The organism is Verrucomicrobiia bacterium (assembly GCA_026414565.1).
In the GTDB taxonomy this organism is placed as follows: domain Bacteria; phylum Verrucomicrobiota; class Verrucomicrobiia; order Limisphaerales; family Fontisphaeraceae; genus Fontisphaera.
On the sequence record JAOAIT010000052.1, the window covers coordinates 65700 to 77483 of the forward strand.

At 62.9% G+C, this 11784-nt stretch carries 13 protein-coding genes; 7 read left to right on the plus strand and 6 right to left on the minus strand.

All coding sequences use genetic code 11. The features are described 5' to 3' along the window. Nucleotides 1-122 precede the first annotated feature (122 nt). From gcvT to N3J91_11985, 4 genes are all read left to right on the plus strand, one after another. Nucleotides 123-1274: a glycine cleavage system aminomethyltransferase GcvT gene (gcvT, locus tag N3J91_11970; protein ID MCX8157141.1), complete on the plus strand. Its 1152-nt coding sequence runs from the start codon at nucleotides 123-125 to the stop codon at nucleotides 1272-1274. Between the two features lie 20 nt (nucleotides 1275-1294). Beyond that, on the plus strand, nucleotides 1295-1681 hold the full coding sequence (gene gcvH, locus N3J91_11975; protein ID MCX8157142.1) for a glycine cleavage system protein GcvH: 387 nt from the start codon (nucleotides 1295-1297) through the stop codon (nucleotides 1679-1681). 10 nt (nucleotides 1682-1691) lie between these two features. After that, entirely contained in the window at nucleotides 1692-2408 is a 717-nt protein-coding gene (locus tag N3J91_11980; protein MCX8157143.1) for an SDR family NAD(P)-dependent oxidoreductase, read from the plus strand. 192 nt (nucleotides 2409-2600) lie between these two features. Beyond that, nucleotides 2601-3047, plus strand: coding sequence for a response regulator (locus N3J91_11985; protein MCX8157144.1), 447 nt, complete (start codon nucleotides 2601-2603; stop codon nucleotides 3045-3047). Here N3J91_11985 and N3J91_11990 read toward each other — a convergent pair. The 3 genes from N3J91_11990 to elbB are packed head-to-tail and all read right to left on the minus strand — an operon-like array spanning nucleotide 3032 to nucleotide 4957. Continuing rightward, nucleotides 3032-3703 carry a cyclase family protein gene (locus N3J91_11990; GenBank protein ID MCX8157145.1) on the minus strand — a complete coding sequence of 224 codons (672 nt, stop codon included), beginning with the start codon at nucleotides 3701-3703 and terminating at the stop codon, nucleotides 3032-3034. The two genes, N3J91_11985 and N3J91_11990, sit on opposite strands and share 16 nt — an antisense overlap. 2 nt (nucleotides 3704-3705) lie before the next feature. Continuing rightward, nucleotides 3706-4275: a flavin reductase family protein gene (locus tag N3J91_11995; protein ID MCX8157146.1), complete on the minus strand. Its 570-nt coding sequence runs from the start codon at nucleotides 4273-4275 to the stop codon at nucleotides 3706-3708. Nucleotides 4276-4300: 25 nt separating this feature from the next. Then, entirely contained in the window at nucleotides 4301-4957 is a 657-nt protein-coding gene (elbB, locus tag N3J91_12000) for an isoprenoid biosynthesis glyoxalase ElbB (GenBank protein MCX8157147.1), read from the minus strand. A 157-nt stretch (nucleotides 4958-5114) separates the two neighbouring features. Here elbB and N3J91_12005 point away from each other — a divergent pair, with 157 nt between their 5' ends. Beyond that, on the plus strand, nucleotides 5115-5648 hold the full coding sequence (locus N3J91_12005) for a MarR family transcriptional regulator (GenBank protein MCX8157148.1): 534 nt from the start codon (nucleotides 5115-5117) through the stop codon (nucleotides 5646-5648). A gap of 14 nt (nucleotides 5649-5662) precedes the next feature. Next, on the plus strand, nucleotides 5663-5836 hold the full coding sequence (locus N3J91_12010; GenBank protein MCX8157149.1) for a hypothetical protein: 174 nt from the start codon (nucleotides 5663-5665) through the stop codon (nucleotides 5834-5836). Here the strand turns inward: N3J91_12010 and N3J91_12015 are convergent. From N3J91_12015 to N3J91_12025, 3 genes are read right to left on the minus strand one after another with little or no spacing between them, the layout of a single operon-like run. Next, nucleotides 5833-7194 carry a (Fe-S)-binding protein gene (locus tag N3J91_12015; GenBank protein ID MCX8157150.1) on the minus strand — a complete coding sequence of 454 codons (1362 nt, stop codon included), beginning with the start codon at nucleotides 7192-7194 and terminating at the stop codon, nucleotides 5833-5835. The two genes, N3J91_12010 and N3J91_12015, sit on opposite strands and share 4 nt — an antisense overlap. After that, nucleotides 7185-8567 (minus strand): FAD-binding protein, encoded by a 1383-nt coding sequence (locus N3J91_12020; protein ID MCX8157151.1) that lies wholly within the window; start codon nucleotides 8565-8567, stop codon nucleotides 7185-7187. The genes N3J91_12015 and N3J91_12020 overlap by 10 nt, the downstream gene beginning before the upstream one ends. A 6-nt stretch (nucleotides 8568-8573) precedes the next feature. Beyond that, a complete protein-coding gene (locus N3J91_12025; protein ID MCX8157152.1) occupies nucleotides 8574-9302 on the minus strand; it encodes an AsmA family protein in 729 nt (242 codons plus the stop codon). 109 nt (nucleotides 9303-9411) lie between these two features. Here N3J91_12025 and N3J91_12030 point away from each other — a divergent pair. Further along, nucleotides 9412-11784 (plus strand): hypothetical protein (locus N3J91_12030; GenBank protein MCX8157153.1); only part of this gene is annotated, 2373 nt, incomplete at its 3' end.

The window sequence follows — 11784 nt, forward strand, 5'->3', positions numbered from 1 at the left end:
GGAAAAAGCCGCTCCGCACCCAGCTTTGGCAGCACCTTGGGGGGCGGATTTCCCATTGCCAAGTAGGCAGTGCTTTTCTAGCTTTGAGCGCGGCCGCCATGCAGGTGGCCGGCGGGATCATTATGAGTGGCCTGAAACGCACGCCGTTATTCGGCGCCCATCTCCGGCGCCAGGCGCGAATGGTGGAGTTTGGCGGGTGGGAGATGCCCGTCCAATATACCAGCATCGTGGAAGAGCATCTTTGCGTGCGGCGGGCCGCCGGCATTTTCGACATCTCCCACATGGGGGAAGTCCGCTGCCAGGGGCCTGCCGCCACGGCCTTTCTCAATGAACTCCTGACCAATGACATCCGCAAACTCGGTGTCGGTCAGGGCCAATACACCCTCATGTGCAACCCCCGCGGCGGCGTGGTGGACGACCTCTATGTTTTCCGCCGGGGCGAACAGGACTTTCTCCTGGTCATCAACGCCTCCCGCATCGAGGCGGACTGGAACTGGATGCAGGAGCGCTGCCAGGCCTTTCCCCACCACGCCGATGTGCATCTGGAAAACCAGTCAGACCTCACAGGCGCCGTCGCAATTCAGGGCCCCGCCACCGTCCATTTCATCCAGGCCTGCCTGCAGGGTCCGGCTACGGCCGGTGCGGCAGTGGCCAGTGTCACCGAACTGAAAAAAAATCAAATCGCGCGCTTTGCCTTTCAAGGCATGCCCGTCTGGGTCTCCCGCACCGGTTACACGGGGGAGGATGGCTTCGAAGTGTACACCAGCGCCTCGCTCATCGAATCTCTTTGGGAGGCCTGTCTCGAGGCCGGCCGGGCGGCCGGACTGCAACCGGCCGGGTTGGGCGCCCGCGACACCCTCCGCACCGAAATGGGGTATCCGCTCTACGGGCACGAGCTGGACGAAAACACCACCCCCCTGGAAGCGGGTTTGAAAATGTTTGTGGCGCTGGACAAGGGGCCATTTGTCGGGCGCGCCGTGCTGGAAGAACAGGCGCGGCTGGGCCCCGCCCGCCGCTGTGTGGCGTTCAAGATGCCCGAAAAACAGCCCCCCCCGCGCCCGGGGTATCCCATCTGGGTGCCCGGACTTCCTGCGCCGGCCGGTCAGGTGGTCAGCGGCACCCAAAGCCCCTCCCTGGGGGTGGGCATCGGCATGGGCTACGTGCCGGCGGCCTACGCCCTGCCCCATACCATGCTGGAAATTGAAATACGTGGCCGGCGAATCCCCGCGGAAATTGTGCCCAAGCCCCTTTATCGCCCCCCCACAACCGCCTAAACCTTGCTGCAACCAGCTTTATGAGCCAAAACGTACCCGAATCCCTGAAATACACCAAATCCCACGAGTGGGTCCGGCTGGAGAATGGCCTGGCCATTATCGGCATCACCGACCACGCCCAACACGAGCTGACCGAGCTGGTCTTCGTCGAGCTGCCGGCCGTGGGAAGAAAGGTCACCGCGGGCGAGGCTTTTGCCGTGGTGGAATCCGTAAAGACCGCCAGTGATGTGTACGCGCCCATTGGCGGCGAAGTGGTCGAAGTCAATACCGCCGTCACCCAAAACCCCGGTCTGATCAACAGCGAACCTTACACCGGCGGCTGGCTGGTCAAGCTCAAGCCGGCCAATCCGGCGGAAGTGGAGCAGTTGATGAACGCTGCGGATTATCGCGCGCTGATTGGCGTCTAAACCCGGCCCCATGAATACCTGCAAGAATGCCGTCGTCACCGGCGCAGGCAGCGGGGTGGGACAGGCAGTTGCCCTGGCCCTCGTGCGCGCCGGGTGGCAGGTGGCCCTGGTGGGCCGTCGCACCGCCGCCCTGCAGGCCACCGCGGCCCTGGCCGGCCCCGCCGCAGACCGCATGGCCCTTTTTCCCTGCGATGTGGGCAACGAATCCGCCGTCGCCGCCATGGGGCAATCCGTGTTGGCGCAATGGGGGGCGGTGGAAGTCCTGGTCAATGCCGCCGGCACCAACGTGCCCCAACGCAGCCTGGAGCTGCTCTCCCGCGAGGACTATCACCTGATGATCAACACCAACCTGCATGGCGCTTATTACTGCGTGCAGGCCTTTCTCCCGCACATGCGACAACGCGGCTCCGGCACCATCGTCAATGTGATTTCTGACGCCGCCCGCCAGGCCAGCCCCAAGGCCGGACCCGCTTATTCCATGTCCAAATTTGGCCTCCTGGGGCTGACCCAGGCCATCAATGCCGAGGAACGCACCCGCGGCATTCGCGCCTGCGCCATCCTGCCCGGCGACATTGACACCCCCCTGCTCGACCGCCGTCCCCAGCCCCCGGACGCCACCGCCCGCGCCCGCATGTTGCAACCCGAAGACGTGGCCGCTTGCGTGCTGCTCGCCATCGAGCTGCCGCCCCGGGCCATTGTGGAAGAACTATTGATTCGTCCCCGCTGAAGCCCTGCCCTTGAGTCAAAATTAAGAATGGCGTGGAAGTTGCTCATTTTGATTTGTTGATTATTGCCAAATAAGACATAATAGCCCGGTAAGCAGCAAGATGGCGGAACTTGAGCATCGCCCGCGGAACGGGCGGGCTGGAGAGCAACCAGCGGTGGTCAACGCACGGTGCGCCGCCATCCCCTGCACCACATGCAAACGCCATCAGGCAAGCCAGCAAGCCCAACTCCTGAGCCGGTCACCATCTATGTGGCCGAGGACGACCCGCATTTGAAGGAACTGACCGCCCTGCTGCTCGAATCGGCGGGCTGGTCCTATCTGACGTTTAATTCCGGCGAGGCCGCCCTGGCGGCCTTCCGGAATGCCCCCGTCAAGCCCCGCTTGGTGATCAGCGATTTCTCCATGGGCGCCCGCCTGATCAATGGCGTGCAATTCCTGGCCGAGTGCAAGCGGCTCTCCCCCACCACCAAGGCCTTCCTGGTCAGCGGCACCGTCGAGGAAAAAGACATCCGCGTGGATGGACGCCCCGTGGATTATTTCATGAGCAAGCCCTTCAAAACCGGGGATTTCCTCCGGGCCGTCAGCCAGTTGCTGGCCCAAACCGGCGCCGACCTCCAACCGCCTCAGTCCCGCTTGTAACGCGAACGACCCCCCTTGCGCGGGCGGACGACCGCCCGCGCCGGCGCTCCGTCGCTCCCCACAATCTTTAGCGGCAGACAAATCAAATCATAACGGCCCGGCTGGACCGCGGACAGATTCAATCCCTCAATCAACCAAATGCGCGCCCCCAGCAGTATCTGGTGCGTCTGGCGGCCATCCTTCTTGTACCCGCCCACCGACAGATAATCCACCCCCACCGTCCGCACCCCGCAATCCACCAGGTACTGGGCCGTGGCCGCCGGGATATAGACAAAATGAGGATCGAAATCGGGCCGGCTCCACGATTTTTCTGAATTCGCCGTCTTGAACAACACTCGCTCCCCCCGCCGCAGCCGGTGGCGCTTCAACTCCTCCACCGAAATGATCTCGGGATGATGAATGGCGATCACCCGACACGGGCCGATCACGGCGTCCAACGGCAGCGCCTCCATGCCCTCTCCCTCAGCCAGGAAATGAAGCGGCGCATCCATGTGCGTGCCCGTATGCGCCCCCAGATTCAGATGCGTCAGGTTGCAACTGGAATCCGGCCCGATGGTTTTCACCCGCTGGATATATACCGCCGGATCACCGGGCCAATGCACCATCCCCTGCCGCAGCGGCACCGAAATGTCCATCCAGGCACGCGTCGCTTTCATGGTTAACGCAGGGATTCCCCAATCGAAAAAGCATCCGCCACAAACATGCCCACATTGTAATAACTGTGCGTGGCCGGATCAAAGATTAGCGGATTCACCTTCTTGATGTCCGGCAGCCCGTTGGGGTTGAGCACCGCCTCGTCGGCCTTGACATCCAGAATCTCCCCGATGAACTGCACATGCAGGCCAATCTCCACCGTGTGGCGCAACCGGCACTCCAGCACCAGGGGAAATTCCTTCACGTACGGCGCCGCCACCAGCGTGCTTTTCACCGGCGTCATCTTGGCTTTGGCAAACTTGTCCACCGATTTGCCGGAAATCAGGCCAAAGTAATCCGCCACCTTCACCTGCTCATGCGAGGGCACGTTGACCGTGAACGCTTTATGATGCGTGATGTTGGAATAAGTGTGCGTCACCCGCCGCAGCGAAATCGCCACACAGGGGGGATCCGAAGAACATATACCCCCCCACGATACCGCCGCCACGTTGGGTTTGCCTTCAGCATCATAAGTGCCAATGATCAAAACCGGCGTCGGAAATAACAACGGACGGCCTCCCAAAGATTTTTTCATGATCTTGCCTGCCGGGGGTTGAGGTTCATGCCATCTCCAGGACCGCCTGCACCAGTTTGTTGATGCCCGCCTCCGCCTCGGTGATCCGCCCGGCCAGCATATAGGCCGGCGTGGTCACAATCTTGTGCCGCCGATCCACCACCGCGTTATATACCGTGCAGTTGACATGATTCGCCCCGTGCTTGCTCAGCGCCTGGGCCGTCCCGGCATCGTTGCCAATCGTAAACTCCACCTTCTCCGGCCCAAACAATTTGGCCGCAATGGCCGGCGCAATGCACACCAGCCCGATCGGCTTGCCCAGTTGATGCGCCTCCCGCAAAAAACCCGCCACCTGCGGCTGCACCTCAAAATTCTCCCCCGCCAGCGCAAAGGTGCACAGATTCTTGGCCGCCCCAAAGCCGCCCGGCACAATCACCGCGTCCACCTCCCGCGGTTTCAGCTTGTCCAGGGCCACGATGTTGCCCCGCGCAATCCGCGCCGATTCCACCAGCACATTCCGCGTTTCCTGCGGCACCGGCTGGCGCGTGAGATGATTGATCACATGGTGCTGGGGAATGTCGGGGGCGGCGCACACCGCCTGGGCGCCGGCGCGATCCAGCGCCAGGAGAGTCAACACCGATTCATGGATCTCGGCTCCGTCAAAGACTCCACAACCGGACAGGATGACAGCGACTTTTTTCATGGCGCCACTCTAGGACGGACGCGCGCGCAAGGCAAGGCAGAATGGACCGCCGGCCCCGCCGCACACCGGCGGGGCAACGCGCTGCGGCGCAAGATTCCGTTTGCCATTTACATGAAGATGCAGTAATTTCTGAACAGACAGAAATCATTGAAATATGATTCAACTGACGCCCGTCCAGGAAAAGTTCATCCTCCACTGGGGGGAAATGGGGGCCCGCTGGGGCATCAACCGCACCGTGGCCCAGATTCATGCGCTCTTGTTCATCTCGCCCAAACCCCTCAATGCGGAGGACATCGCCGCCACCCTCAACGTCGCGCGCTCCAACGTCAGCACCAGCCTCAAGGAACTGCAAAACTGGGGCATTGTCCGCCTGGTGCATGTCATGGGCGACAAACGCGACCACTTTGAATCCATGCGCGATGTCTGGGAAATGTTCCGGGTGGTGCTGGACGAGCGCAAAAAGCGGGAACTGGACCCCACCTTGACCGTCCTCCGCGATTGCCTGCTCGACGCCGCCAAAGACCCCAAGGTGGACGCCTACACCATGAACCGCCTGAGCGAGCTGGCCGATTTTTTTGAAACCATGTCCCAGTGGTACACCCAGATCCGGCAGTGGCCCACCCCCGTCCTCGTCAAGTTCATCCGGGCGGGCGACAAGGTGCGCAAGTTGTTGGGACTTAAATCCGCCTGACCCAGAGATTCTCCATGCCTGATTCTCATGCCAACGTGTGCGCCCCGGCGGCCCGGCCCAAACCGGCAGCCCGCCACGAACGCCCCCGCTGGTGGCAAATCCTGCGCAAATGGTGCGGGGGACGGACCAACGGCGCGGCCCGCCCCACCAAATCCCACCGCACGCTGGTCTTTTTTGAGCTGCCTTAATCCGCCCGGCCCCCCTGCCCTGCCCCCTCCGGCCGCCTTTCCCGACGGTACGCCTCAGCCAGCAGCGTGACCGGATGAACCACCCTCAGTCTCATGCCGGCGCTGCGGGCTCCGTTCATGAGTTGCAGCAGGCACCCGGGATTGCCCGTGGCCACCACTTCCGCGCCCGTGCGGCGCAGATGCGCCAGCTTGCGCTCCAGAAGCTGCCGCGCCATCTCGGGCTGAATGACGTTGTAAATGCCCGCACTCCCGCAGCACCAGTTGCTTTCCGGCAGTTCAATCAGCTCCAGGTTGGGAATGGACCGCAAAAGGGCGCGCGGCTGGGCCACAATCTTTTGCCCATGCGCCAGATGACAGCTTTCATGGTAGGCCACCCGCAGCTTGGGCTGGCTGCCGCCCGGCGCGCGCCAACCGATGCGTACCAGCCATTCATGGATGTCCTGCACTTTTTGATCCCAGGCTCGTGCCGTTGCCGCCCATGCCGGATCCTCACCGAGCAGCCGGGAGTAATGCCGCAGATGCGACCCGCAGCCCCCGGCATTCGTGATGATCGCGTCGTACTCTCCCGGCGGAAACTGTTCCAGTTGACGCCGCGCCAGCTCGCAGGCCAGCGTCAATTCGCCGTTATGCGCATGCAGAGAGCCGCAACAATGCTGGTGCGGCGGGGTGACCACCTCGCAACCATTGGCCGCCAGCACCTCCGCGGTGTCCCGGTTGATCTCGCTGAAAAGTATGTCCTGCGCGCAGCCCGTCAGCAGCGCCACGCGATGCCGGCGTTGCCCAACCGCCGGCAGCCGGGGCGGAATCAGTTGCGCGGACCACCGCGGCTGCACCGGCGGGGTCATCGCCTCCAATTCCTGCCAGCGCCGCGGCAGCAGGCGCAACAGGCCGCTGCGCCGCAGCAAACCCTGCGCGCCACTCGCTTCGTAGAGGCGCAACAGCCGGCCCAGCGCCTTCAACCGGCGCATATCCATGAACAACCACCGTATCGTGACCGACCGCACCAACCGCCGCAGGGGGCGCTCCAGCCTCCCGCTCAGCTCGGCCTCCGCCCGCGCCGCCTCAAACATCTCCGCATAATTCACGCCGGCCGGGCAGGCCGTCATGCACGCAAAACAGCCCAGACAAAAGTACATCTCCCGGGCCAGCGTCTCCGTCATGCCCAACTGGCCGTCCGCCACCGACCGCAGCAGCGCAATCCGCCCGCGCGGACTGTGCCGTTCAATATGCGTCGCCTCGTAGGTGGGGCACACCGGCAGACACAGCCCGCAATGCATGCACTGCTGCAGAATCGCATAATCCAGATGCCGCAAAAGCGAAGGCCCGCCGGCCGGCCCGGCTGAAGGTGCTAGTCCCATAACTTCCCCGGATTCAAGATGCCCTGCGGATCCAGCACCCGGCGAAACGCCCGCATCACCCGCATCTGGGCCTCACCCGCCTGTCGCGGCAGGATGTGCTTCTTGGCCAGCCCCACACCGTGCTCGCCGGTAATGGTGCCCCCGAGCCGGATGGCCTCCTCGAAAATCTCCTTGAACGCCGCCTCCACGCGGTGCATTTCTTCGGCGTTGCGCTCGTCCGTCAAACACGTGGGATGCAGGTTGCCGTCGCCCATGTGGCCAAAGGTGCCGATGCGCAACCGGTATTTTTGCGCCACCTGCTGCACAAAACGAATCATCCGCGCCAGCTCGCTGCGCGGCACCGTAGCATCCTCCAATATCGTGGTCGGCCCCACCCGCGCCAGGGCGCTGAACGCCGTCCGGCGCGCCGCCGCCAGGCGCTCGGCCTCGGCGGCATCCCCGGCCACCCGCACCTCGCGCGCACCCTGCTCCCGGCAAATGCGTTCCATGGCCGCGGCTTCCTCCGCCACCGCGGCGGGGTGCCCATCGGTTTCAATCAATAACAACGCCTCGCAATCCAGCGGCAGCCCAATCTTGGCGTAATCCTCCACACACTGCAGGGTCGTGCGATCCAGAAATTCGAGGGTGCACGGAATTATCGGCGCGGCAATGATGGCCGACACCGCCGCGGCGGCGTCCTCCATCCGCGCAAACGTCGCCAGCATCGTCTTTCGAGCCTGCGGCCGCGGCAGCAGCTTCAACAAAACCCGGGTGATCACCCCCAGGGTCCCCTCCGAACCGATAAACAAATCCCGCAGGCTGTAGCCGGCCACATCTTTCACACATTTATTGCCCGTCCACAACACCTCCCCGTCCGGTAGAACCACCTCCAGCCCCATCACATATTGCCGCGTCACGCCATATTTCAGGCCGCGCAACCCACCCGAATTTTCCGCCACATTGCCCCCTATGGTGGAAATCTTAAGTGACCCGGGATCTGGCGGATAAAAAAGTCCCGCCTGCGCGGCGGCCTCCGCCACGGCCTGCGTGGTGGCCCCCGCCTCGGCCAGCAGAGTCAAATTGGCGGCATCCACCTCCAACACCCGGTTCATCTTGGCCAGGCAGAGCACGATGCCGTCTTTTACCGGCACGCTGCCGCCACTCAAACCCGTGCCCGAACCCCGCGTCACCACGGGCACTCGCCGGGCATTGGCCCAGCGCAGCAGCTCGCTCACCTGCGCGGTGGTCCGGGCAAAAACCACCGCCGCCGGCATCTGCTTCAGCGCCGCCGTGCCATCAAAAGAATACGGAATTAGGTCCTCCGGCGCCGTCAACACCTCCGCCGCCCCCACCATCGCGCGGAGCTCGGCCACTGCCGCAGAGGTCCAGGGCATACGGGGCTACTTGAATAGTTTCTTGACGCCCTGCGCGGCCTTGTCCACCTGCTCCACCGCCGTATTGACGGCTTCTTTGCCCAGCTTGCCCACCTCCTGAATCATCTTGGCGGCTATCTTGTCCACATTGCTCACCACCGCCCCCAACACCTGTTTGGTGGCCTGCGCCACCGTGGCGCCCTTGTCCTCAGTGCCAATGTTGGTCAAATGCAAATCCGGCAGCGGCGCGCTGACCGTCCGCCCGCCCAGCCCGGTGAAGCTGAAATTAATTTTGCCCCCCGTAATGGTGAGATCTTTGATTTGGATGGTTTTGGAGGTGCCCGTATCCTCCTTGCCGCCCGCCACAGCCTCCACGTTATCCATGATTTTCTTGAGGTTGCTGCCGCTCAACGTCCCCTCAAACGTAATCACCGGACCCTGAATGGCCACCTTCTCCACCACAATCTTGTCGCTCTTGAGCGAGGCCAGATTGACCTGCACCTCCATCGCGCCCACTTCAATCGCGGACGGGGTTTTGAAGCCTTGCGGGTTGCCCACAAAGAGCCCCTTCAGTTTCCCATTGCCTGAAAAGGGTGACAAAGAAACCCCGTCCAGACGCACCTCCGTTTTGGTGATTTTGGGCCCCACCGTCTCGACACCCTGTTTCACAATGCGGTCAAGATTCAAAAAGACTACCACCAGGGCGGCAATGACAATGACGGCCACAATGGCGCCGATAATCAGGATTTTTTTCATAATATAAGGCCTCTGCCATCCACTCTTTATCACCCGCGCCCCGCAGCGTCGAGCGCAATTTGCATGCTCCAGAGTTGCAGCGAAGGCGCTTTTCCGGCATGGTAGATGCATGAAGCGTCTGCTGTATGGCTTTCTTTTCGCCTGTGCGGCGGCCCTGCCGCTCCCCCCTGCCCAGGCCCAAATCACCGTCTCCGGCATCGCCAACCGCAATTACAACAGTTACGCCGATAGCGCCACCTTCACCGTCACCCTGCAAAGTGGTTTCGCCGGCGCCGCCTGGTTGAACGACATCCCCGTCCCTGTGGGTGCCCCCGTCACCGTCACCCGCGCGGACTATTACGAGCTGCTGGTGCTTGCCACCAACCTCACCACTCAAACCGTTGCCAGCAATCTCACCCAATTCATCGTTTATCCGGCCGAACGCAGCAATACCGAGCGCGGCCTGCCCCCCCTGCCCCTCTATCCGCCCATCCCCAGCGCCCCCCAGGAATTTGCCGGGGCGCAACTGCGCATCATGGCGCCGGAACGCTATCCAGCCGACATGGCCCCGCCTCTCGTCATTTGGGTGGTGGACGCCCAGGGCCGTGCCGTGCGCGTCAACGGCACCGTCACCGTCTCCGGCAGCAGCCCCATCCCCATCAAACGGGGAGTAGGCTCCGGCTTTTTGACCCCGGCTGGCCCCGGCGCAGTCCAGTATGTCTTCAGCCTCGCGGGACTACAAACCACCAAAACCGTGACCTACGAAAGCCAGGTCAACTGGACCACCGTCAGCGGCACGCTGAGCGGTAATGTGGCCTGGCCGGAAAATGCGCGCATCGCCATCACCAACCATGTCAACTTGACCGCCGGCAGTTCCCTGACCATCGGCGCCGGCACCGTCGTGCGAATTAGTCCCGTCATCAGTTTTACCAACAATGCTTCCATTACCATCAACGGCACCGTCGCCCGCCCGGTCGTCTTTGCCCCCCTCGCCACCAACCAACCTTGGGGCGGTTTTGTCCAACATGCCAACAACACCGACTTCACCGCCACCGGCGCCCTCTTCACCGGCGCAGGCGGCTACTCCGGCTACTGGTTTGGGGGCCATGGCCATGATCCCAGTTTTTCTGGCATCACCAGCCACCGCGCCGAGCAGGCCCTCATTTCCCTCTCGGGCGTCAACAACAATCTCACCCTCACCGACACCGCCGCCATCTGGCTGCCCGGCCAGTTCGGCCACGCCCAGGGCGGCAGCGGACGCTCCTATCGCATCACCCTGACCCGTTTCCTCATGCAGGGCTGCACCACCGGCGGCGAGTACACCGGCGCGCAATTCCTTGTCAACGACAGCGCCTTCATCGAATGCCCGGATATCTCCACCAATTTCGTGGATGGCGACAACGATGGCTTGTACATCGTGGACTCCCCGCTGGGACCGCACGGCTTCACCAACACCCTCTTCGGCTGGACCAAGGACGACGGCGTGGACTCCGGCGGTGACGGCTCAGGTTTCCTCAATTACCAAAATTGCTGGTTTGAAGGCATCCATCACGAAGCCAACTCCCTCTCCGACAGCCAGAGCGGCGGGCCGGACAAATCCGTGGCGCATTATGACGGCGTGTTCATCAACTGCGGTCAGGCGCTGGAATCAGGGTATGGCGGTCCCACCGGCCGCCTGGAGCGCTGCTACGTCGTGGATTGCATGACCGGCGCCCGCTTCGGCGATAACTACAACTGGGCCTACAGTGGCCGCATGATCGCCACCAACAGCATCTTCCTCCACAATCATCGCGATGTCTGGGGCATGAATTTCCAGGACTGGACCTACCGCGTCGCCAACATGGATATCCGCGGCAATTTCCTCACCCGCCCGGACCCGCGCTGGCCGGAAAATCAAGTGTGGAATGCCGAGGCCCATGGCCCGCGCTTGGCCGCCTTCTCCTCCACCCCCCCCGACGCCCCCCCGGGCGTGGGCCTGGCCGTCTGGACCAACCGCTTCCGCCTCATGGAAATCACCAATGGCGTCCCCGTGCGCCTGAGCGTTTTCCGTCCCCGCACCGTGGCCGTGCGCTATGCCCTCCTGGGGGACGGCCAGCTCCTCACCAATGGCCTCGTGACCTTCGAGGCTGGACGCATGCTGCAAAAAATCTATCCCTCCGGCCTCAATCCCGCGAATTTTGCGGTGCTCAAGGTGCAGCTCACCGAGGGACTCGACACCTTCATCACCGGCGTCGAAGAAGTCACCTACGAAGTTATCCTGCCCCAACTCAGCCTGGCCGGCGATGCCGGCCCGCGCTCCCTGACCGCCTTTACCAATGGCGTAACCGTCAGCCTGAATGAACCGGCCTTGCCGGGCACCACCGTGGATTTTGAAATCCTGGGCAACCGGGTGGGGCGGACCAATGGGACGCTGGCGTTTGCGGCGGGGGCGTTGAGTGCGGTGCTGCAGGCGCCCACCGTGCCGGTGGCGGGCAATGATTTCCTTCTGGTGACCCTCAGCCGG